The following is a 21014-nucleotide window of genomic DNA, read 5'->3' as shown; positions in this document are numbered from 1 at the left end:
GTTGACCGATGCACTGGAACGGCAGTGGAATCTGTGCGTCACAGCCGCCGGGACAGGAGGCTGGTCTATACCCCTCCGGGTATAGAGTTGTGGTAGGAAACTTTCATCCCCAAAACCATGGAGGTCAATGATGACAAGCGCGGACAATGCATCCGAAGTCGTGGCAGCGATGCCCCTCATCGGCGATCCAGCGCCGGAATTCACCGCATCGACAACACAGGGACCGATCAACTTTCCGGGGAGACTACAAGAATTAAGTCGGTGATCTTGTTCTCCGTTCTCCCGTCCGGCCGATTTCACGCCTGTATGTACCAGCGAATTCATCGCGTTCGCCTCGATGCAGGACGAGTTCGGCAAGTACAACACCCGAACTGGTCGACTTGTCGGTCGACGGACTCTACAGGCACATCGCGTGGCTGCGCACCATCAAGGAGAAGATCGCCTTCAACGGGATGAGCGGAGTGGAAGTAACGTTCCCGCTCATCGAAGACATCACGATGGAGGTCGCCCGCAGGTACGGCATGATCATGCCCCGGCGAGGACTCCACCAAAGCCGTCCGCGCGGTGTTCATCGTGGACCCCGCCGGCGTCGTCCGCACTCATTTACTACCCGCTGAGCACCGGCCGCAACCTCGACGAGTTGCTGCGGGTGGTGAAGGGGTTATCTCCACCGTGGCATGGTCGGGGCGGTGGGCCAGTCGATCGCGGTCGGCGGGGCGCAATAGCCGACGGCATGGATTACGCATTCGCGATCTTCAACGCTCCGTGGTGGGTCGGGCACAACGTGGCTATCGCCGGCTACATCACCGTCGCGGTATACCTTCCGGACCGGGAGGCCACGCTGGCGGTCGTCGTGAATTCCGACGCCTCCAAGGCGAAGTTCGCGGAACTACTCGCCAGCACCATCACATCGATCGTCACGCCCGAGCACGTGTACTTCTTGTAGCGGCCACGCCGTCATCGAGGGTCGCGGACATGACCATCGCGACCTCATCGTGCAGGCCGGCTTTCTCACCGCCGACTCCGACCTCAGCGCCAACGAGAGCTACCAGTGGCAGTCGGAATCGCACTAGCTTCTGTCGATGCCCCCAGCCGTCCACCTAAACGCACAAGTCCGTCGCCCAAGCGATTCGCACCACTTTTCGACGTAAGCGACGACGACGATCCGCTGACCCGCATAAACACACCCGGCGACTTCATGTTCACCAGCCGCGTGACCCCCGCCGGCAGCAGAGTATTGGCCAGCCAGCGTGCCGGCCCGCGCGGTTCATGACGACCTCGATGGCGATGCTGAACCCATCACCAAGGGGTTATGAATGAGTTCGGTCGACAACTGTCGAGAGGGCCACTGAACACCAGGGCCCTGGCGACGTAATTCCGCCCCCACGCAGGTGGCAGGAACACTGTTCTGCGGGACCGACCGCGGCCAAGCCGTCGTCGTATGGACCAGTGAAGCGCAGACGCTGCTCAACGTCACAGCAGGCAACGCACAAGGCCCCTCGCTCGAACAGCTCTACACATGGTGGACCACCCACTCCTGAACACACTGAACGACTGAGCAACTCGACCGCCACCCCTGCCGCGACACCGCTAGGTCCAAGAGCTGGCAGGCATGTCAGACCACAGCACTACACTCAGCATCAACAACACCGCACCACATCCGGCCCGGCACGAGTGCCCGGTCACCCATATCGAGAGGTCCCCTTCGGATATGAACAATCACTCCCTCGCACACGACATCCACCATCTCCCACACCATGTTCTGGCTACCGCGCTGCCCGACCTGCGACCGATGCACTCCAGCTACGAGATCCGCACCGAATTCGTGAGATGGATGCTGCAGCAACCCAATACATTCCCCTCATGGATGCACGCCTGGAACGCCTGGACGCATGCATCGCCACGTGCGGCCGGAGCTATCACACTGTCGGTCCCGTGCCCCGAATGCCACGGCCGCCTGTTCAGCACCAGGCGGGGCATTCCCGCGGCCTGCACCACCTGCCGCGGGCGCCGCCGCACCACCATCCGCAGCAGAGCGCTCTGGCAGGACGAGACCCCGCCGACGGCGACCAGCACGCCTCAATAGACCGCGCTTGCCACCACCCGGCCGGCGCCTGCAGGCCCGGTCACCCACCGCACCACCAAAGGACACCTCATGACCGAACTCAACGCGCTACTGCAGCGGCCACAGGAAACGCTCGATCCTGAACTCGCCGCCCACCTCGTCGACTCACCGCTGGGACCGGTGATCAAGCACCCCCTGGTCTTCTCCATCCCACACAGCCCGCAGCTCAACGCCATGGCCAACGCGCGGCTGCGCGCCAAGCAAGACGGCTGCCGACAAGCCCTCCAAACCCGGAAGTGGTCGCAGTACCTGTTCCTGCACGAACGGCCCTACCGCGTCAACGCTTTCACCCGCATTGCAGCGCAGCTGACCGCGCGCACCTACTGGACAAGCCTGGCCGAGCTGTGGATCGATGCGGAGAACATCGCCGAAAACGAGCCCCTGTGGACCACATTGCTGCAGGACAGCTCCAGGATCCGCAGCCGCCACCTCATGATGACCGCCCCAGAACGGCGCCACCTCGCCCAGCAGCCGACGTCAATGCGCGTCTACCGGGGGTTCAATAGCGACGAGCGCCAGAAGGGGATGAGCTGGAGCCTCGACGCTGAGGTCGCCCGACGCTTCGCAATGCGGTTCGGGCACGGGCGTCCCCGCGTAGCAGCCGGAACCGTCGAAAAGTCCGCGGTGATCGCCTACCTGAACGGGCGAGGAGAACACGAAATCATCGTCGTGCCGGCGGCCGTGCGCGATCAACCCGTGACCGACGCGCACCGAAAGCAGAGGCCGAACAAGCTAGGCGGATGACCCCGCGGCCATCGCCAGAAGATGACCCCGGGTCTGCACCACGTCACCAAGAGCCCGGTGCCCGCCGCCGTTGCGCAGCCACCGCTTGGCCCCCATGAAATCGCTGCGCGGCGCCATCACATCGGCCCACCACCCAGCATCAGATGCCGATCCGGCAGCATCCAGGCTGTAGCGGCGGCAGTCATCGGCAACAACTTGGCGGTCGTAGTCGGCGTTGTAGGCCAAGACCACCCGGCCCTGGGCAACCTGAGCGAACTGCTCGTACACCTGGACCCACGTTGGCACCTGCGGCGCGCTCACTTCGTGCTCAGTGATCCCGTGAACGGCCTGAGCCGCCGGGGTGATCGCGCACCGCGGATTGACCAACGTGTCCAGCAGCGGACTACCGGTATGAGCGTCCACCACGGCGATCTCGCAGATCGGCCCACCCATCGACACCGTCTCGGTGTCGACGATGATCGCCCGCCCCGGCGCGAGCACCGAACGGGCAAAACGGGCCGCCGCCTCGCGCGGTGACAGCGCCTCGGCGTCGATCAAGTACTGCTGCCGAAGGCTCAGTGCTGGACCGTCCTGAACCCCACCCAGCGCACCGCTGAGGCCCACAGCGCGAGTCAGCGCGGCCTGGCGGCACTCCAACTGCGCCACCGCCCCCAACGAGCGCTCCAAGGCCGCTCGGGCGTCCCCGCTGCATCGCTGCGGCCCACCGGGCTCATGGCTGGCTTTGCACACGACGATCCTCACTTCACGACTCGGCGGCGGCGAATCGCCTCCCCCTGGTAGTACCGGGCCCCACCGACATTTCCGTCACGCGTCGCGGCCGAGGGTGACGAGAGAATCTGGCATCAGACGACGGAAACAGCGACACGCGCCGGTACTACCTTCACGAGATGTCCACACCCCGTCGGAGGACCCATGTGCAAAGCAAGTAGCGAACCTGGTGGACCGCAGCGATGCAGCGGCGACACCCGCGCCAAGGCCGCCCGCTCTGCAGACGACGTCGCCGCCCCCTGGAGGCGAGGCAACACGACCTGACGGCACGGCTGGATGCCGGCGCCAGCGCCGCACCGCCGAGCACGGCCTGGGGCCCGCACATCGGGCCGCCGCCATTCGCCGATCCGCCCAACCCGCCCGACTTCGACCAGTGGTACACCGAGAAGCTCGCGCAGAACCCCGACTACAGCAGAGAACACGCCTACGGCCACTTCTATAACCTGGCCGGCGACGTCAGCACAATGCCTGGCTACACAGCGCAGACACCCGCCCAACTGCAGCAAGCAGCGCACGCCGGGCGCGAACAGCGGAGCCCCCGATGGTCCGACTACGCGCCAACACCCACCGAGAGGTACTGGGACAGGAGGGAAGCGGGCCTGGATGCCGACTCAAAGATCGGCACCGATGACCCCAATTCCCCGTTCTGGAAGGCCGCGCAGGAGGCCGAACGACGCAAGGCCGCGAAGGCACTGTCGGAAACCGGTCAATCTCAGAGGCCTACTCGACGAGTCGACCGCGTCATCGACAAACTCACCCGGAAAGACGCCTGACAGCGGGGGCGCAGCGCCACCAGGGGTTTGTCGGTGGGTGCCGCTAAACTGGAACCCAACGGAGCCCAACACGCACCGATACAAACCGGCCGGACATGAGTGCCCGGTCCTCGATAACACCGGGAGAGACACCGATGACAGCTGCACTGGCACCCGCCTTCACCGTGATCCTCACTGACGCACAACCGACCCTGTTCAGCATCGACGACGAGGCCTTCACCCGCTGGTGTGACGCCAAGGGTGAGGAGTTGGCCTGCGAGATCCCGACGCGAACCAACCCCCGCGCCGGCGCAGCACTGTCAGACCTATTCCACAACGCCAAGGAAGCCGCAGTGATCCTCGGAGACAACGCCTTCGAACTCGATGTCTACGGCGATGACGACGAAGATGTCAGTGGCTTCTACGCGGTACTGAAGAACAACGTCGGCAACCAGCGTCTCGTCGGGCTCACCAGCGGATGGACAGAAGTGCCCCGCGTCGAGGATGCCACCGACGCTCGCCTTGGCGCGCGAGAGCACCTAGACGAAATCTGTACCGTTGCCAACGACGTCCTGCGCGCGGTCGCCGCCCGCCCGGACGCGACCGCGACCTCTCACCAACACTTCGGCTACTGGATCAACCGCGCCCGCGGAACCGCCCGCTGCTACCAATGCCAATACCAATTCACCGGCACCGACACCACCGCCGAAGACTGGCAACCGTCCTAACTCGCTCACCTGTCGGTACCCACGGCTATCCTCAAAAGGGCTGCGGTACAACAACCGCCAGCCAACCATCCGGCCCAGTGTGCGCACTCGGTCACCGACAACCCGCGAAAGGTTGAGTCAATGGGATCAATCAGCTACGCCATTCCGCACCGCAGCTCCGCCCGCGCAGAAGTCGCCCAGCACGTGCGCGGGACCCGCGCCGAAGTCATCGCCTCCAACAGTGCGCCCGGAGACGGATACGAATGGGGCGGAACGTACTTCGCCGCCCACCGTGAGGAGAGTGGACAGGTATGGGCTTCCATCACCCTGTTCGCTCAGTACCGCGGCGATGTGGTGATCAAGATGATGGACGAAACCATGGGTCCGACAGCCCTCGGGGTCGGAGCGACGGTCCTGGCGGCGCTCACCGAACCGGAGGGCGACTACGCCCGCCAGTGGCGCCAAGAAGCCGCCCACTACCAACAGCAGCGCGCCGCGGCGCTGGCAGCTCGCGGCCGATGGATCACCCTGCAGTCGCCTGTCACCCTGCAAAGTGGCACCGTGATCGACACGGTCCAGGTCGATAGCCTGCGACTCTGGACAGCGCGGTCGGGCAGGAAGATTCGCCCGAACTGGGATTGGTTCATGTCCACGTGGAGTACGACACCGCACCCCGGCTAACGCGTCGCCGGGTGCAGGCCGGATGTCGGAGCCCCCGACTACCGTGAACGCATATGGCGAAGCGAGTTCGCCACCACCGGCATGGGCGTGAGCGCCCGGTCACCGACCCGAGAAGGGGAAACCCAATGTTGAGCCAGACACCATCGGTGGCCGCGTGCCCCGGTGAAACACCCGAGGAACGTCGCCGACGCTCCATGTCACTGCACTACCGCAAGGCCCACACCCGGGGCGCGAGCCGCGTGCGCTGGGACGCCTACGACCTCGCGGTGCTCTACCTGTCGACTGGGCGACCCGAACTGGTCACCTCCAAGCAAATTCACGCTCAGATCAACGGCGGGCGATGCGCGTTCTCACCCGTGCGAGCAGCGATCCGGGACGCCCGCCGCGACTGCGTCACGGCCGGGGTCGACCATGGCTAGAACCACTGATGAGACCACGTGCACCGTCTGCGCCGTTCGCCTTGTGCGGCGTTGGAACGCTGCCGGCACGGACTTCACCTGGCTCGACGACAGCGGACGCGGCCGCGGTGGCCAAGGCGGGCCGGCCGGGGTCGACAACATCGAGGACTACCTCGATTGGCTCCGCGACCACGATATGCGCGGCTACTCAGCGTTTCTGGCTCAGGTGACCCTCGGCGCGGGCCTGCTGCCCTGGCAGCACTGGCACCGTCCGATGGACGTGCCCGTGGTGTACGCCCCAGATGAAGTGCTGCCCTGGTGCTGCGGCGAACCCGCCCAGCTGATCCGCGACGGCTGGATCTGCCGCGAGAACAACCAGCACCGGCCCCTGCCGGCGGCCTGACAGCACCTCTGGCGAGCTTCGGTCACCCGGCATGTCAGACCGTCTCGATACACTGATCACCGGTTGCCGCTCCGATTCGGGTGACCACCAACGGCAGGGTTCTGAGGGCCCCGTCACCCACCGTAAGGAGACGATGATGAACTGCAGCGCAGACGATCTCAACAACCGTGTGCCACATAACGCAACGCCGCGGCGACGTGAGGACTTGGTATGAGCGGCCCCGGACCGGTGAACGCCGTACGCAACCTCATCGACCAGCACGGCTGGGCGGTCATCGGGGTCTTCCCGACATCAGTCGATGACGGCCCACCGTTCAGCTACACCGTCGGAATGACCGACCGCGGCTTGCCCGAACTGGCGGTCTACGGGCTGGATCTGCGCTCTGCAGCAGGGGTGCTCAACGCCGTCGCCGGGCATGTCCTCACTGCAGGAGAGCTGCCCCGCGGAAAGGCTATCGACGGCCTGCTGGCAGGAGGGCTGCCGCTGGTCGCGATCACGATGGACGACACCAGCGACCTATCCAACGTGCGGGCGCTCTACGGCGCAGTGATGGCAGCGCAACAGATCGTCTGGCCCGACAAGAACGGCTTAATGCCTTGGCAGCAATGGGATCTCGGTGAGGCCCAACCACTCAAGGGGAATCCGCCGCATGAATGAGCGCCAGAGCGGGCCCGTGCTTCTGGGCGGGTACGCCGCCAAGCAGTGCCCGGTGCGCACCCAGCATGACTTCGGGCCCCATCCGCTGACGTGGGTGCCAGAGGCGGAGGAACAGGCGCGTCTGGACGCGGGCATCGACTTCGAGGCCGACGTGTTCGCCCGCCTGATCGCGGCGCACCCCGGCACCGCGCACATCGCTGCCGCGCTGCGCCGCCAGGACGCCACCGCTGAGACGCTGGCTGCGATGGACGCTGGCGCGCCACTGATTCTGGGGGGATGGCTTCCCGACGACCCCGCCGGTGCGCGCAAGGGCAAACCGGACCTGTTGGTGCGGGTAGCCGGCGGCTACCTGCCCGCCGACGTCAAGCATCACCGCACGCTGGAAGCCAAGAAGACTAAGCGGGCCCGGGTATCGCGTCTCAGCGCACCAGCAGTGCACCACCTCGAATCCGGGTTCACCGCAGCAACCAACCACCGGCTGGCAGATGGGCTCCAGCTGGCGCACTACACCCGGATGTTGCAGGCCTGTGGGCGCCATCCCGGCCCGCAGTACCCGTGGGCGGCAGTGCTCGGCACCAGTGAACTGCCCGGGCCGGCAGGCGACGAGCTGGTGCTCGTGTGGCACGACCTCAACGAGCCGCTGGGCTTCACCTACTCCAGAAGCAGCGGCAAGGCAGCACGCACGCTGCTGCAGCGTTACGACCACGAACACCGATTCCGGGTGGCCGTGGCCGCCGCGGCGAACGCCCGTGCTGATCGGCTCGTCACTCCGGTCCGGCAGCCGGAGTGCCGCAGCTGCCCCTATGAGCGCACGTGCGCCCGCGAGATGAGCGCCCAAGACGATCCATCCCTGGCGTTGACCGTGGGCAGCCTGGACACCCGTGAGTGGCTGGCGCTGCGCGCGCTGGGCGTCACGACGACGGCTGCTCTGGCCGAGGTCGACCTCGACGACGACCACTTCCTGCAGCGGTACCACGCCGAGACATCGCACCGCGGCCGCGATCACGCGCGCTCTCGTCTACGGGGCGCTGCTCAGCGCGCGGTGATGGTGGAGGCCGGAGTCCATGTCGTCAGGACGGGGGACGGGCCGGTGCAGGTGCCCGGCGCTGACGTCGAGATCGACCTCGACATCGAATGGGACACCGAAGGACACGTCTACCTGTGGGGTGCGCGGGTGCGCACGGCGCGCGACGACACCACCGCCCAGTTCCATGCCTTCGTCGACTGGTCAGTGAGCGACACCGCGAGCGAGCGGGCGTTGGCTCAGCGCTTCCTGCATTGGCTGCAAGAGCTGCGCGACCACGCCCAGATCGTCGGGCAGACCGTCGGGGTGTTCCACTGGTCAGCAGCTGAGCCCTCCCGGCTCAGAAGAATCCTCGGTAGCGACGCCGAAGACCTTCTGAACCCGGACACCGGGGTGTTCACCGACTTGGAGCGCGTGTTCAAAGAGCAGTTCCTGTCGCTACACGGAAGTAGCATCAAAACGGTCGCACCACTGTTCGGCTTCAACTGGCGTGCTGAGGATGCCGGCGGAGCCCTGTCGCAGAAAATGCTCGACCACGCCCGCCCGGGTCGGCCGAACACCGAAGAACCCCGGCAGTGGCTGCTGAGCTATAACGCCGACGACACCGCGGCCTTGGCCGCCATCAGAGACGGGATGCGCCAGTGGGAGGTCACCGCCGGCGCGAACCCGGCCTGAGGGCGCAACGGCCACCGACAACCGTGCCGATGTCAGACCCCGGCGATACGATAATCACTGTCAAACAACGGGTTTGGCGTAAACGGCCGGGTGTGAGCATCCGGTCACAGATTCCGATGGCAGGAGCAACACGTGGCTAACTACTACGGTAAAGGGCGCACCAACACCTTCCTGGTGAACGACGTGCAGGCCCTCAAAGCGGCGCTGGAGGGCAGCGAGTTCGTGGTGCGTGAGCGACCCGAGCGGGGACTCGGGGCGGTGTTCCTCACCGCCTCCGACAGCGACGGTGCGGGCTGCTGGGGCCAGCTCGTCAACGTCGACGGACAGGACGAGCCCGAGGAGTTGTTCGTTCCCGACATCATCGCGGCGCACCTGCAGGACGGCCAGGTGGCGGTGTTCGTGCACGCCGGAGCTGAGAAGCTTTGCTACATCAGTGCGTACAGCATCGCCGTGCACTCCAGCGGGCAACAGGTGCGCATCGACATCAACGACGTCTACCGGATGGCGGCGCAGGCATTCCGCCTCAGCGCTGACGAAATCGACTCAGCCACCGACTAACCCGCGCTCGGCGCGGGCGTGTCGGCGCCCCCCGATAGAGTGCGTCACGAACCACCCCAACGGCCGCGGCTTGTGAGCCCGGTCCACAACCGCCTCCGAAGGAGACTCACCATGACAACCAAGACAGCTCATGTTTTCCCGCAGACTGGCACCGACGACACGGCCGCCCGGCCAGATGCCACAGCCGTCGATGTGGGGCAGGCGCTGCGCATCGACGTCGATGGCACCATCGACACCATCGACCTCACCCGCGCCCAGGACGGTTCCTACGGCACGGCGATCGGCGAGGCGATCGGCTGCCGGCGCTACACCATCACCGATGTCGACGCGCAGACCGACATGTGGATCGACGACGAGGGCATGCCCGACCTGGGCGACGTCGAGATGGTCACCGCCACCCTCAACCCGCTGGCGACACTGCTTTTGGCCGAGCACCGCGAGATCTATCAGCCCTACTTCGGTGTGGCCCTGTTCGCCGGCCGTGATGGGGAGCGCACCACCGGGCTGGACGCCGCGCACGTGATGCGCCTGCGCACCGAGGCCGAGGCGATCGCGTCGCGGCCGGCGCACCTTGAGGCGTTCCGCCAGCGGGTCATCGCCGCGGTGACCAGGCGGGCGTGACAAGGGCCTGGAAGGGGTCCGCCGCCACCAGCTGGCGGCGGACCTCCTCCGGTGCACCTCAGGCGCCCAGGAGATCAGTCCCAGGGCAGCGGCCCGGATCGACGGCGATCCAGCACCGTCTGATCTGACGGCGGATAGGGGTCGACCACGGGGAGGATCTCGACCGGCCCGGTGAGGCGGGCGATGCGGCGCCGCGGCGGACTGAGCGCGCGCAGCGCCTCCACATCCGGGCGATCCCCGGCATAGCCGGTGCCGTCACGTGTCACGAGCACCTCGACGTCGATGACGGCGCACCCGGTGTTGTTGCAGCGCAGGCGAAGCCGTCCCCCGTCGCGTGCAGGGTCGGTGGGTGCTGGCACGCAACTGACTTCCCCGCAGAACAGGCAGGGCATCCGCTGCCCCGACACCCGCGCGTGGGGCGAGGTGCCCGCCGCCCAGCCGGCTCCAGGGCCGAAGGTCCACTGCGGCCGGTCCGTCACGGGCGGGACGTGCGCCAGGATGCGCACGTCGGAGCGCTGCGCCGTCGCGGTGACACCGTCGTCAACGATCACGATCTCGGTTTCGCGGGCATCGCAATCGGTGTGGTCGCAGTACATCTGCACGCGCCCCTGGTCCACCAGAAGGTCTCCGAACGAGACGATGCTGGTGGTCTTTCCGCACAGGTAGCAGCGGGTCGGGGTTTCGGCGGGCAGGCTGCGGATCCACGGGTCCTGGCCGTGACTCCACGACCGCGCCGGCGCCGGCGGCCGCGCGTGGTCGACTGCGGCCAATGCCGCGGGGAAAGGAACGCCGGGGTTGGCGCGCTGGAACGCGCGGGCGGCCTTCTTGAGGGATGAGTTCTTCGTCATCAGATAATCCGTTCACCTGGTTAGACCGGCGATGCCCCGCACGTCAACGCCTACCAACAGTGATCGGTCTATCGCAGATCCAGAGGACCTTGCCCTTACTGTCGCTGCGCGGTGCGGGCGCCTGAACGACTCGGGGTCAGCCATGCGAAACGGCTCTGCACCCCACTATAGCCGCACCGCGCCGGGGCGGGGTTACGCGCCGCGTTGGGGTTGCTCGGCGACCAGGCCCCCGCCGTCCGGCAATTTCTGCTGGTCAAGACTCTGTCCCGCCAACGCGGCCCACCGTGAACTTGGTGGCCGGCGGGGGTCTGTCATAGCGGTAACGTCGACCGGCATGGGCGAGGTCATCGAGTTCGGTCGGCGCGGCACCGGCCCGGACTACGCCGACGCGAAGTTCAGCATCAAAGACGTCTCCGAAGCCAGCGGACTGCCGCAGCCGGTGATCGCCCAACTGGTTTCTCGCACGTGGACTGCCGCGGGTTGGATGTACACTGCCGCCCAGTTGCAGGAGGCCGTCGACTACGCCAGCCGCCACCGGACGGTCCAGGACGTCTCCAGCGCCGCGGCCGACGGCACCGAGGGCCAGCGTTCCGCGGATCGCGGCGCCATGACCGTTGCCGCCCGCATCGCGGACGCGCGATCGAAGCATCCGAGTGCAGACCTGACCAACCGTGATCCGGGGCAGCGGTGAGTGCAGCGTTGCCGTTCTATCGGGGGGCGTAGTAGCCGTTGGACAGCAGCGGAGCGCCGTCCTCGGCCATGAAGGCCCGCCGCAGATCAGCAGCGCTGAAGCCCAGCAGATGCGACAGTGGCACCAGGGTGAGCAAGGCAAAATCCGGATCGGGTGCGGTGGCTACAGCGCCGCGGGAGTGGTGCACCAGCACCTGGGACTCTTCGGCGTCGGTACCGAGGGTGTAGCCGGGGGCGAGGTCGCCGGTTGCCCAGGGGAGTTGGAGGTAGGGCAGGGCCAGGTCGTCGCGGATGTCATCGCCGAAGAGGCTATACAGATGGTGCTCAACGACTTTGGGTGAGGCGATGAGCAAGACGATGTGCTCGTCAGGGTCGCTGTCTGGTTCCGTCCGCGCGAGTATCGTCCGTTGATTGTCATGAGGGCGTAGGTGATAGCGGATATTGGCGCCGTTGAGCGGGCGTAACTCGTTGGTGTCGGCCTCGTCGCCGAGGCTGGTGTAGCCGGCGGCTTGTGCCCAGGCGCGAAGATCGGGACTCAGTGACGTCGAGGCCATGGGGTGCAGGGTAACCGCGGTGGCGGCCCCAGCCGGGCGAGGGCAAGCAAGCATGGTTGCGGTGCGGAGGGATCGGCGCACTTATGACCAGAGCCCCGCATAAGTCCCGGGCGCTCAGAGAATCCGCTTGACGACGACGTCGCGTGGCATGGCGGCGATGCGAACGACGTCGCCGCTCTGCGGTGCGTGGACCACTTGACCGCCGCCCAGGGCGATCTGGACGTGCTCGGGGCCGCGATTGCTGAATCGAGAGAAGACGAGATCGCCGGGCTGAGCATCCACCGGGTTGATACGGGTGCCAAGATTGATCTGGTCATAGGTTGTCCGTGGCATTTCCGCGCCGGCCGCTTGGGCGTAGGACCACTGCACCAGACCCGAACAATCGAAGCCGCCGCCAGTGGGGCCGCTGGCGTTGCCGCCGCCCCACACATAGGGGAGTCCCTTTGCCGTCAGCGCCTTCTCGGCGATCTTGCGGCCGGCCTCGCTGCCACCGCGGCCTGATGGCAGTCCCGCCGCTTCGCGCTGCTCGTCGTCAGACCCCTCGCGCATGGACGACGCAGGCTTGAACGCCGAAGCAAGGCTCGCCGCTGGCGATGTCAGGGCACTGAGAGGTGATCCGCCACCGCCGCCTCCTGATTGGCCGCCGCCGGGCATCCCTCCACCGCCGCCTCCTGATTGGCCGCCGCCGGGCATCCCTCCACCCGCGCCCTGCATAGCCGCCTTCGCCTGCTCGTAATAGCGCTGCGCCAGACGGTCCACCATCACCCTGCGCAGATCGGCCGGCGGTATCTGCTCCCGCACGGTGTTGGCCCCATTGCCGACGGCGTCGGCCTTGGCCTGAAGCACGCCCAGTTGTCCCATGGGGGTGCCTTCCACGGGAGCCAGCTGGCCGCGGCGATCGTCATAGGTGCCGTGTATACCGTCGAGCTGATCACGCGCGCCGGTCACGTTGTCGGCGGATTCATCCACGACCGGCACCAAGGAGGGGTCAATCTTGGCCAGTTCAGCACTGATCTCTGCCTGGCTCTTGCGGTCGTCGATGAGTTTGTCGATGAAGGCACCCAACCCGCCGGGCAGGGCGTTGAGGCGCTGCTGAATCTGGTCAGGTACCTGCGAGGGCAGCGGAGCGGTCACCGGAGTGCCCTCACCGAGGAGTCCTCGCAGTTGGTTGAGGATCGAGCTGACTTCGTCGCCGGTGCTCATTGCCCACCCACCCGGCCGGGGTAGCAGCGCGCATGCAATGTCGTGCGCCACGGTGACGCCACGCGTGGCTCACGAACGAGATGCGCATTCCCAGCGTTGACTGCCACCCGAGGTCCCTCCAAGTCCGTGGTGGCTCAATATTCCCATGACAGGGGATCTCAAGGCGCTTCTCCCACGTCACCGGTTTCGCTGCCATGTTTGAATCCGACGCCGATTCGAGGCGGAACGGCGGTGCGCCCGACCGCTGTATCGGCCGGCATGTCAGACCCGTGCCCTACTCTGTTGAAGACAGCCCCAGCACGCCGGGGCGCACATCGGCTAGGCCCGCGAGGCCCAGTCCATCAACCCAGGAGGGTCCATGCTCGACATCACTGCACCGAATTCATTGATTGCCGCGATCCCATTTGTCCTAGGGTTTCGTCCCGAGAACTCCATGTTGGTCGTCACAGTCGCAGACAAGGTCCTGGGCGCTGTCATGCGCGTAGACCTAGACGGTGACACCGCGGAGTACACCGGGCGGCTCGCCATTGCCGCCGCCAGCCAGGGTGCCGACGAAGCTGTCGTGGTCGTCGTCGACGCCCACGGCGAGGACCGCAGCCACACGGAGCTGATCGACACCTTCACTGACGCACTGACCATTAGGGGTGTTCGGCTGCTGGGCGCCTTCGTCGTCGACGAGATCACCGCGGGTGGGCGCTGGCACTGCCCCGACGGTTGCGGTGCGGGCGGAGCGTTGGATGACCCGGCGACGAGCGTGTTGGCCGCCGCCGCGGTCCTCGACGGGCGGCGGGTCTACGCCAACCGGCGCGAGATGCAGTCACTGGTCACGCGAGATTCCCGGAGGTCCGAAGCGGTGAGGGCCGCGTCATCGCCGGCCAGCGCGCCGGGTGATCCTCGCGCGGCGGTTGACTACGTCATGGATGCTGCACGTTGCCTCGCCGAGGGGCAGGCGCCCGGTGATGATCGGCTGGCCTGTGTCGCGGGGGCTCTGCTCGACAAGGAGGTCCGAGACATGCTGCTGGCCTTCGCCCTTACCAGCGACAGCGGCGCCGCCGAAACCTTCTGGGCCATGCTGGCGCGCTCGCTTCCCGCCCCGTCGCGGGTGGAGGCGTTAACACTGCTCGCGGCGTATACGTACATCCGCGGTGACGGCGTGATGGCGGGGATCGCCCTCACTGCCGCCCTGGAGGAGGACGCAGCCCACGTCCTGGCCTCGATGCTTGACACGGCATTGGAGTCGGGGATGCAGCCCGACAAGATCAAGGCTCTTGCCGAACTTGGTTACCGGCTGGCGCGTGAGGCCGGGATCGAGCTGCCCGCCCAACTGGAGAACACCGTGTAGCGGTCCCTGGCGTCGGCCAGAAGGCTGGCGCCCGTTCGAGGTGCCACGGTGTGGGTGGGGCGAGCATCGTTGTATCGGATGCGTAGTACCGCTCAGCGGCGAAGGCGCCTGTCAGGACTACGAGAGGAGCCGCTATGTGCCGTGTCGCTGCGACATCGTCGCCGGCCGGCGACTCTGCCCTGGATGCGGTGCGCAGTTTCGCCCTGCAACCTCAAACTCGCCTGCGACGAGCTGCACGACGATCCGTTCAATCCCCAAGCGCGCTCGGCCGTAATGCGAATCCTCGAAAACGATTGCTAACCAGCAGATGCCGCGTTGTCGCGAGTCGTCGAGAACTGCCCAGCATAGGGATTGCTGCCGAAGGCCTGCACCGTCGTCGAGGTTGTGGCGACGACTCGCCAGGCGCGGTGTGCCCCAAACGGCGAGCCCGCGAAGCATGACGGAAATAAGCCTTTGCGTCGGTACTCCCCGGTGAAGGCAGTCCGACACGGGGAGCGGTATGTGCATATGCGAAGTAATCACCGAGGTCACAGTTGTCCGCTGGACGCAGCTGAACCATGTGCAAGGCCGGTAACGAACCCGACGGGCCTCGTCGCTGCAGCTCCGATCCACGCGCACAGCTGCAGCGTTCGGTGGATCGAGTCAACGAGTTGGAGCGGCGTCGCGACCAGCTCGCTGAGCAGATCCACACTCTGAACGCCGAACGGGCGCAGCTCGCAGACGCCATCGACGACGAGCACGAGCACCTGTACGAAACGATTACCGCCACGAAGCCCCGAATAATCGCCAGCAACAAGAACGAGCGCGTCAAGGTCGGGTACTCGGTGCGCGGCGGCCGTCCCGCTGTGAGCGTCGACTGGTACGGAGCGATCGGTGCAGCGTCCTGGGACGGGCGGGCTGAGTTCGACGAGCGGACCGCTCACGCTCTCGCCGACGCACTGAGTGGGCCATCGCCGGAGCAGTGGCAAGTCAAGCGGGTCACCGTGCCGGACTCTCGCTATGAATTCGTCTACTCGCGTCAGGAGCCGGCAAAGCCCGGACCCATTGTCCTGTATGTCATCGACCGCGATGACAGACAGGATTTGAAGTCCAACACCCTCAAGCTGAACGCCACGGCCGTTCGTGGCCTCAGTCGGGCCCTGCGTGACGCGGCCAACAGTCTGGCCCGGGCTCGGCCAGCTCCGCCGGCGGGCCAGCCCGACGGCGAGCAGGCCAAGGGATGCCTGAGTGCTCCTGGTCCGAGGAGAGACGCGGGGCAATTTCGCGAGTAGCTACGCGAAGATGCAGTAGCTTGCTGGGTGCATCGGGAACAAGGGGGTTGGATGAGTGACTGCACGCATCGACGGGTTGCCCACACGGTCATCGCTACCTACCTGTTTGTCGCGACGGCGGGGTGCGGGAGTTCGGCGACGACCACCCAGCCCACGTCGTCGAGCCCCAGCGAGCCAGCGATCAGTACAACGGTGAGTCTGCCCGTCGAGGCCACCTCCGAGATCGCGCCGACGCCCGCAGCGCCCCCGGCGATACCCCCGGGAAAGGTGCTCGCTGGCCCGCAGTCGTCGTGCACGTCGAGCGCCGCAGCGGCGCCCATCGATCTGCGCACCGTCGAGGTCAAAGTCGGCAAGGTGGCAGGACGGGCCGGTGAGAGCGCTCAAGTCACGATGACCTATACCGGAGGCCCACCCGCGACCGGCACCGTGCTCTGGTCGCTACTTGCCACCAATCCCGCCGGATCGACGGTGCAACTCGGATACAAGACCCTCGACGGGCAAAAGGCCGGCTACTTCTACTTCCTCTTCGCCGAGGGCACCCAGCACAACATGGACGGGTTCGCCGACACCGACACCCCCGGCGAAATCGGCATGATCCTGCCGCAAGCCGGCCTCGACGCCCTGGGCCCGGTGTGGTGGTGGTCAGCCGCAGTCAACGTCGATGGCCTGGACATCGACTTCTGCCCTGATCCCGCATAAAGCCAGGACCAGTGCCAATGGCACGTCCCCGTCCTATGGCAGCGGGCCGGCGATTAAGGAAAGGGAGCTGTCGTGGCGTCACTCACCCGCTACGGAGCGGAGGTCGGCTCAGTCTTCAGTCTCCTGGGCCAAGAGGAGAACGACCTGACCGCAGCGCTCGGATTCACCATGGCGCGCTCCAAGGCCCTGGGCGCCGCCATCCTCCGCCGGGTGTGGCCCGCCTTCGACGACAGCGACGCCGAGGTCAGCTTCGCCCTGGAAGTGCGGGCTGAAGTGGGCCGCACCGATCTGGAAGTTCGGCTCCCCGCCAGCTCCGCTCTGCTGATCTTCGAAGCCAAGCGCGACTGGCTCGTCCCCACCACACAACAGCTGCAACAGTATGTTTCGCGCATTCACCGGCACGGCTCAGGTGCGCTGGTGTCGTTGTCGCAAGCCTCGCCCGCCCTTGCGGCCACACAACTGCCTGCCGACATCGACGGCGTTCCCGTGGTGCATCTGTCATGGCGCGACGTCTTCGCCGACATCACAGCAGCACGGCCGCTCTGCCGTGGGCGAGAACGCATCTGGCTCGCAGAACTGCACACCTACCTGACGGAAGTGATCCGCATGAGGACCGTGGCCGACAGCATGACCTACAGCGTCGTACTCAGCGAGGACCGCCCCGGCGGTGAGGGCACACCGACCTTCCGCGAGATCGTCACCGAGGGGAACTGCTACTTCCATCCCTACGGCATCGGCGGATGGCCCACGGACACACCGAACTTCATGGCATTCCGGTGGGCCGGGCACGTCCAGCGCATCCATCGCATCGTTCGCGTCGACGTCGTCCCCACCATCCGTGACCGGTTCGACTACCTGCCCGAAGGCCCCCTCAGTGACCGGGCGCACGCCGTGTACGACTTGGGGCCACGCATCCCGCCCTTCGAACCGATCCCCAACGGCGCCGGGATCTACCCCTCATCTCGACTGTGGGTACTCCTGGACCAGTTACAGACAGCGCCCACGCTGAAAGAGGCCATCGCCGGAACGCATGCACTGCAGGCCAGTTCGTCGTAGCGCGACTTTCACGGCTACATGTCTGCAAGGACCTCCGCTAGAACCTCGGTACCCGTTCGCGGGCCATCCAGCTGAGTATGTGGTCCCGACGAGTACAGCTCTTCGAAAGCCGGGGGGCTGGTAGCACCGTGGGTGGGCGCGTGGAAGCGAAATGTCGATTTCAGCTGCGTCTCGATGTGCCGCGTATCCGCGGTCAAGAAGTACGGCGTTCGACCTCGCCCCAGCACAACGCGCGAGTGCGCGCAGTGGGTTGCTGATCGGAGCCACTGCCACCGCAGCCGCCAGGCCGAAAGATGCGTGCAGAGATGCGTCAGGGCGAGCGAAATTGGGGTGCTTCGGCGCGCTATCTAGGAGCGTTCGGGTGCGAAACTGGCCAGATGAGCCACGTCATGCGAGCAGCCGGTTTGCACAATCTGCCGCCGGCCCGGGATTTCCTTCTGTCCCCCGGGTTCGCGGGCGTGGCGGCGGTGCTCGGTGTGATCGTCGTGGTGTGTGCCGTCTTGTACGGGTCACGTCGTTCCGGGAAGCGCCGCAGCGCCGAATGGGAGCAGCGCGATCGCCAACACGAGCAACGGCGCGCCGACGAGCTGCACGCGGCTGCGGTGGCGCGCTGCTGGGATCGGTGGTGGCAGGTTGTGGAGGCAACGGGGATCGAACCGTCCGCGAGCGAGGGGGCCACTTTGGGGCTTGGGCCGGCGGTAGCCCTGGAGGTGCTGCGGGGCCTGCTTCGCGACGCTGAGGATCTTGGCGATGCAACGCTGGCCAAGGCGATCGCTGTTTACCAGGAGCAGCTGCTGTTGGTTCTGGCGCAGCAGGGTGGCCCACTTTCCGCTCTGGCGAAGGAGTCCATGGCTCCAATGGTCAATGGCGGACCCACGAGCCTTCCGCCACGGGGCCCGTTGGCGCCGGCAGTCGACGACTCTGCGCTGTCGGAGGGTGCAGAGCCGAGGCGGCGGTCCGAAGTGGCGGCGGCCGCACCTGACCCGGTGGGCGCATCAACGTCGTCGGCTGTCCCGGCGCAGGTAACTGCGGGGAGGCGGCGCCGGCGATGACCACGACGCGGCAGCACATCGAGGATCTCGACGAAGCCGAGTGGGCTACGGTGACCAAGCAGGCCGCCGAGGCCTCGATCGAGACGTCACAGCGACTGGGAATAACGCCGCGGCCGGAGACGCTCGCGTTGGCCAGGATGACCAACGGCGAACTCGTCGAGCACCGCAAGCGCTACGGGCCAACCAAGAAACGATCCTCGCCGGTGATGCAGCTCGTTGAGGCCGACCAGCGAAGCCGCGAGGCCCGCCGTCGCGAACTCGCCGCTCACCAAGGTCGACTCGATGCCGAAGCGGCCGCCGAGATCGCACGTGCTGATGCCGACGAGTTCGCGGCGACCGCCACGGCAGCGTGTGAACGCGCCAGGGCGCTGGAAGCCGAATCGGCAGAACGAGACCGCAGGCGGGCGCGCGAGCATGCGGCCGACCAACAGGCGTTACGGCAGGCGCGTGCTGAAACCGCGCGAGTACTCGCCGACACCGCGGCGGAGATCGAGCAGGCACGCGCCGATGCATCAGCCGAGGTCGCTGCCGCGCACGAATGCGCCCGCGCCGCCGAGGAACGCGCCGAGCAGCGAGCGAGCGAGCGAACCGCTGAGCGCGGCGCCGCGGAGGCGAAGGTGCAGGAGCTTCATGCGCAGCTAGAACAGGTCCGTGCTGACGCCGCGGCTGAGGTGGTCGCAGCGCGGGAACGAGCGCGCGCGGCAGAGGCCCGGGCCGAGCAGCGTGCGACCGAGCGCGTGGCCGAGCGCGCAGTTGCAGAGGAAACTCTGGGGCGGCTGCACTCCGAAGTTGAGCAGGTGCGCACCGACGCCGCTGCAGAGGTCGCCGCTGCCCACGCAACAGCCAAAGGTGAAGTAACCGCCATTCGGGCACACGCTGACGCCGAGATTGTCGAGGCCCAACTTGGTGCGCAGGTCGAAGTTGATGCGGCCCAAGGACAGATCATTGTTGCCCAGCGCGCGGCGCAGGTGGAGATTGCAGATGCGCGCCGTGCCGCGCAAGCCGATATCGACGGCGCTCACTCCTACGCAGAGGATGTCGTGCGCCAAGCGCAGGACGAAGTGGCTCGGGTGACGGCGGCGGTTCAAGCGTCCGGGCCGCTGATGATTCCCGTTGCGCCAGTGCAGGTTCGCCCGCATATCGGCACGCTAGAAGCCGTCTTGGACACCCTCTATCGGATCGATTACGTCTTGGAGAGCGCGGTGTCCGGCGCGCAGCCACAGCCAGACCCCGAGTACGTGCGCGGCCTGACGAGGGCGGTTCAAGAACGGGCCAAGGGGCTCTCGGCGGAGTTGGCCGACCTGCCCGACCGGTTCACCGATCAGCCTGACGCCGAGGCGTCGGCCTCCTACGCCAACGCCGCCGGCGCGGCCTACAGCGCACTTTTGCAGCGCATCGAGGACGCTGCTTGGCAGATGATGGGCCGCGCCCAGGACTCCGACGCCGAGATCGTCGAGTCAGTCTCGGAGATGGCGGGAGATCCCTGGATCCAGGGGCTACGTCAGTAGCCGCCGCGGAACGCTTCCCACTCTCCAAAGGGTTTCTAGCAGAACAGTTGTGCGGAGTCGAGGTGGCCAAAAGCAGAGCATGCTGTGAACGATGTCCAAGAGATCTGGAGGATTGATGACAGACAACTACCCCGAAGTGGTGAACGCGTGGGCCTTAGCTCTACAAGCCACGACCGCGAGCCCGGGCGAGTTCCTTCTTTATGCTCTCGCCGATAACACGGCTGAAGCAGCAGAGCAGGTGGAGTCCGACCTCAAAGCCGCCAAGCCCGGTGATTTCGTCGACGTGGAGGTCCGCTTCACGAACATGATGGACTCCACCATGCTGCGCGTGCAGCCCCATATGTGGGGAGTGTGGTGCGTCATGGAGCGCACCGTCCCTGCCGCGGAGATGTTCGCCGGCTCGGCGGCCACGCAGCAATGAATCGCTAAGCGCGGCTCACATCATCGATCCGACCCCTAGGGTCTGCTCAACCACCACCACCGCCTTCCCATTGTGGCTGGCGTGCCCCATGGAGCGCGAAAGGGGCCGATCAACGAGCCCGGGGCGCGATCACCTCCCAAGTGCCAGCCGCAACTCCATCCGACCTCGCCGATCAGATCGTGAGTGCCTTGCGGGAGGTGGTGGTGGGCGGCGCGCGCGACGGAGTCGCTAAGCGTAGCGATGCTACGATTTGCCTT

The 21014-nt window shown here is 66.4% G+C and carries 23 protein-coding genes and 1 pseudogene; 20 read left to right on the top strand and 4 right to left on the bottom strand.

What is annotated here, in order from left to right:
* Positions 1 to 130: 130 nt before the first annotated feature.
* The 3 genes and pseudogenes from EXE63_RS32610 to EXE63_RS00250 all read left to right on the top strand — a co-directional run.
* A pseudogene (locus tag EXE63_RS32610) lies at positions 131 to 703 on the top strand (peroxiredoxin); the annotation flags it as partial.
* A 30-nt stretch (positions 704 to 733) separates the two neighbouring features.
* Complete coding sequence (locus EXE63_RS00255) at positions 734 to 946, top strand: hypothetical protein (protein WP_168140276.1); 213 nt, start codon at positions 734 to 736, stop codon at positions 944 to 946.
* Positions 947 to 2155: 1209 nt separating this feature from the next.
* On the top strand, positions 2156 to 2869 hold the full coding sequence (locus tag EXE63_RS00250; RefSeq protein ID WP_168140310.1) for a hypothetical protein: 714 nt from the start codon (positions 2156 to 2158) through the stop codon (positions 2867 to 2869).
* Here EXE63_RS00250 and EXE63_RS00245 read toward each other — a convergent pair.
* Entirely contained in the window at positions 2858 to 3610 is a 753-nt protein-coding gene (locus EXE63_RS00245) for a 3'-5' exonuclease (protein ID WP_168140309.1), read from the bottom strand. The two genes, EXE63_RS00250 and EXE63_RS00245, sit on opposite strands and share 12 nt — an antisense overlap.
* Positions 3611 to 3819: 209 nt before the next feature.
* Between EXE63_RS00245 and EXE63_RS00240 the strand changes: the two genes are divergently transcribed.
* From EXE63_RS00240 to EXE63_RS00200, 9 genes are all read left to right on the top strand, one after another.
* The gene (locus EXE63_RS00240) at positions 3820 to 4410 is read left to right on the top strand and encodes a hypothetical protein (RefSeq protein WP_168140308.1); all 591 of its coding nucleotides are present in this window, start codon (positions 3820 to 3822) and stop codon (positions 4408 to 4410) included.
* Between the two features lie 134 nt (positions 4411 to 4544).
* Entirely contained in the window at positions 4545 to 5117 is a 573-nt protein-coding gene (locus EXE63_RS00235; RefSeq protein ID WP_168140275.1) for a hypothetical protein, read from the top strand.
* Between the two features lie 120 nt (positions 5118 to 5237).
* Positions 5238 to 5777 carry a DUF6927 domain-containing protein gene (locus EXE63_RS00230; protein ID WP_168140307.1) on the top strand — a complete coding sequence of 180 codons (540 nt, stop codon included), beginning with the start codon at positions 5238 to 5240 and terminating at the stop codon, positions 5775 to 5777.
* Between the two features lie 125 nt (positions 5778 to 5902).
* A complete protein-coding gene (locus EXE63_RS00225; protein ID WP_168140306.1) occupies positions 5903 to 6196 on the top strand; it encodes a hypothetical protein in 294 nt (97 codons plus the stop codon).
* 43 nt (positions 6197 to 6239) lie between these two features.
* Positions 6240 to 6578 (top strand): hypothetical protein, encoded by a 339-nt coding sequence (locus EXE63_RS00220; protein WP_168140305.1) that lies wholly within the window; start codon positions 6240 to 6242, stop codon positions 6576 to 6578.
* Positions 6579 to 6788: 210 nt separating this feature from the next.
* Positions 6789 to 7235 (top strand): DUF4262 domain-containing protein, encoded by a 447-nt coding sequence (locus EXE63_RS00215; RefSeq protein WP_168140304.1) that lies wholly within the window; start codon positions 6789 to 6791, stop codon positions 7233 to 7235.
* Positions 7228 to 8934: a ribonuclease H-like domain-containing protein gene (locus EXE63_RS00210; protein WP_168140303.1), complete on the top strand. Its 1707-nt coding sequence runs from the start codon at positions 7228 to 7230 to the stop codon at positions 8932 to 8934. The genes EXE63_RS00215 and EXE63_RS00210 overlap by 8 nt, the downstream gene beginning before the upstream one ends.
* A gap of 132 nt (positions 8935 to 9066) precedes the next feature.
* Positions 9067 to 9492 carry a hypothetical protein gene (locus tag EXE63_RS00205; RefSeq protein ID WP_168140302.1) on the top strand — a complete coding sequence of 142 codons (426 nt, stop codon included), beginning with the start codon at positions 9067 to 9069 and terminating at the stop codon, positions 9490 to 9492.
* Positions 9493 to 9603: 111 nt separating this feature from the next.
* Positions 9604 to 10113: a DUF3846 domain-containing protein gene (locus tag EXE63_RS00200; RefSeq protein WP_168140301.1), complete on the top strand. Its 510-nt coding sequence runs from the start codon at positions 9604 to 9606 to the stop codon at positions 10111 to 10113.
* Between the two features lie 74 nt (positions 10114 to 10187).
* Here EXE63_RS00200 and EXE63_RS00195 read toward each other — a convergent pair whose 3' ends face one another.
* Positions 10188 to 10961 (bottom strand): hypothetical protein, encoded by a 774-nt coding sequence (locus EXE63_RS00195; protein ID WP_168140274.1) that lies wholly within the window; start codon positions 10959 to 10961, stop codon positions 10188 to 10190.
* Between the two features lie 334 nt (positions 10962 to 11295).
* On the opposite strand from EXE63_RS00195, the gene EXE63_RS32605 reads away from it, so the two are divergent.
* Positions 11296 to 11652 carry a hypothetical protein gene (locus EXE63_RS32605; protein WP_234904093.1) on the top strand — a complete coding sequence of 119 codons (357 nt, stop codon included), beginning with the start codon at positions 11296 to 11298 and terminating at the stop codon, positions 11650 to 11652.
* A 16-nt stretch (positions 11653 to 11668) separates the two neighbouring features.
* On the opposite strand, the gene EXE63_RS00185 is transcribed toward EXE63_RS32605, so the two are convergent.
* Together EXE63_RS00185 and EXE63_RS32470 are read right to left on the bottom strand one after the other, a co-directional pair.
* Positions 11669 to 12205, bottom strand: a complete 537-nt coding sequence (locus EXE63_RS00185) for an Imm61 family immunity protein (RefSeq protein WP_168140300.1) — start codon at positions 12203 to 12205, stop codon at positions 11669 to 11671.
* Between the two features lie 114 nt (positions 12206 to 12319).
* Complete coding sequence (locus EXE63_RS32470; RefSeq protein WP_209999672.1) at positions 12320 to 13408, bottom strand: C40 family peptidase; 1089 nt, start codon at positions 13406 to 13408, stop codon at positions 12320 to 12322.
* Positions 13409 to 13766: 358 nt separating this feature from the next.
* On the opposite strand from EXE63_RS32470, the gene EXE63_RS00175 reads away from it, so the two are divergent.
* From EXE63_RS00175 to EXE63_RS00145, 7 genes are all read left to right on the top strand, one after another.
* A complete protein-coding gene (locus EXE63_RS00175; RefSeq protein ID WP_168140299.1) occupies positions 13767 to 14750 on the top strand; it encodes a DUF4192 domain-containing protein in 984 nt (327 codons plus the stop codon).
* Positions 14751 to 15382: 632 nt separating this feature from the next.
* Positions 15383 to 16021, top strand: a complete 639-nt coding sequence (locus EXE63_RS00170; protein WP_168140298.1) for a hypothetical protein — start codon at positions 15383 to 15385, stop codon at positions 16019 to 16021.
* Positions 16022 to 16213: 192 nt separating this feature from the next.
* A complete protein-coding gene (locus EXE63_RS00165) occupies positions 16214 to 16720 on the top strand; it encodes a hypothetical protein (RefSeq protein ID WP_234904092.1) in 507 nt (168 codons plus the stop codon).
* Positions 16721 to 16792: 72 nt separating this feature from the next.
* Positions 16793 to 17776, top strand: coding sequence for a hypothetical protein (locus tag EXE63_RS00160; protein ID WP_168140297.1), 984 nt, complete (start codon positions 16793 to 16795; stop codon positions 17774 to 17776).
* Positions 17777 to 18153: 377 nt separating this feature from the next.
* On the top strand, positions 18154 to 18828 hold the full coding sequence (locus EXE63_RS00155; protein ID WP_168140296.1) for a hypothetical protein: 675 nt from the start codon (positions 18154 to 18156) through the stop codon (positions 18826 to 18828).
* On the top strand, positions 18825 to 20336 hold the full coding sequence (locus EXE63_RS00150) for a coiled-coil domain-containing protein (RefSeq protein ID WP_168140295.1): 1512 nt from the start codon (positions 18825 to 18827) through the stop codon (positions 20334 to 20336). Before EXE63_RS00155 ends, EXE63_RS00150 begins: the two co-directional genes overlap by 4 nt.
* Before the next feature lie 115 nt (positions 20337 to 20451).
* Positions 20452 to 20757, top strand: coding sequence for a hypothetical protein (locus EXE63_RS00145; RefSeq protein WP_168140294.1), 306 nt, complete (start codon positions 20452 to 20454; stop codon positions 20755 to 20757).
* The last annotated feature ends 257 nt before the right edge of the window (positions 20758 to 21014 follow it).

This window comes from Mycolicibacterium frederiksbergense (assembly GCF_012223425.1).
Taxonomy (GTDB): domain Bacteria; phylum Actinomycetota; class Actinomycetes; order Mycobacteriales; family Mycobacteriaceae; genus Mycobacterium; species Mycobacterium frederiksbergense.
The sequence above is the reverse complement of the archived record's forward strand: the minus strand, read 5'-3'. Positions and strand labels throughout refer to the sequence as shown.

Coding starts and splice junctions, on each gene's coding strand:
- EXE63_RS00255 (WP_168140276.1), top strand. CDS start 734: ATGGATTACGCATTCGCGATCTTCAACGCTCCGTGGTGGGTCGGGCAC.
- EXE63_RS00240 (WP_168140308.1), top strand. CDS start 3,820: ATGCAGCGGCGACACCCGCGCCAAGGCCGCCCGCTCTGCAGACGACGT.
- EXE63_RS00215 (WP_168140304.1), top strand. CDS start 6,789: ATGAGCGGCCCCGGACCGGTGAACGCCGTACGCAACCTCATCGACCAG.
- EXE63_RS00150 (WP_168140295.1), top strand. CDS start 18,825: ATGACCACGACGCGGCAGCACATCGAGGATCTCGACGAAGCCGAGTGG.
- EXE63_RS32605 (WP_234904093.1), top strand. CDS start 11,296: ATGGGCGAGGTCATCGAGTTCGGTCGGCGCGGCACCGGCCCGGACTAC.
- EXE63_RS00195 (WP_168140274.1), bottom strand. CDS start 10,961: ATGACGAAGAACTCATCCCTCAAGAAGGCCGCCCGCGCGTTCCAGCGC.
- EXE63_RS00250 (WP_168140310.1), top strand. CDS start 2,156: ATGACCGAACTCAACGCGCTACTGCAGCGGCCACAGGAAACGCTCGAT.
- EXE63_RS00230 (WP_168140307.1), top strand. CDS start 5,238: ATGGGATCAATCAGCTACGCCATTCCGCACCGCAGCTCCGCCCGCGCA.
- EXE63_RS00200 (WP_168140301.1), top strand. CDS start 9,604: ATGACAACCAAGACAGCTCATGTTTTCCCGCAGACTGGCACCGACGAC.
- EXE63_RS00225 (WP_168140306.1), top strand. CDS start 5,903: ATGTTGAGCCAGACACCATCGGTGGCCGCGTGCCCCGGTGAAACACCC.
- EXE63_RS00210 (WP_168140303.1), top strand. CDS start 7,228: ATGAATGAGCGCCAGAGCGGGCCCGTGCTTCTGGGCGGGTACGCCGCC.
- EXE63_RS00185 (WP_168140300.1), bottom strand. CDS start 12,205: ATGGCCTCGACGTCACTGAGTCCCGATCTTCGCGCCTGGGCACAAGCC.
- EXE63_RS00175 (WP_168140299.1), top strand. CDS start 13,767: ATGCTCGACATCACTGCACCGAATTCATTGATTGCCGCGATCCCATTT.
- EXE63_RS32470 (WP_209999672.1), bottom strand. CDS start 13,408: ATGAGCACCGGCGACGAAGTCAGCTCGATCCTCAACCAACTGCGAGGA.
- EXE63_RS00235 (WP_168140275.1), top strand. CDS start 4,545: ATGACAGCTGCACTGGCACCCGCCTTCACCGTGATCCTCACTGACGCA.
- EXE63_RS00155 (WP_168140296.1), top strand. CDS start 18,154: ATGAGCCACGTCATGCGAGCAGCCGGTTTGCACAATCTGCCGCCGGCC.
- EXE63_RS00145 (WP_168140294.1), top strand. CDS start 20,452: ATGACAGACAACTACCCCGAAGTGGTGAACGCGTGGGCCTTAGCTCTA.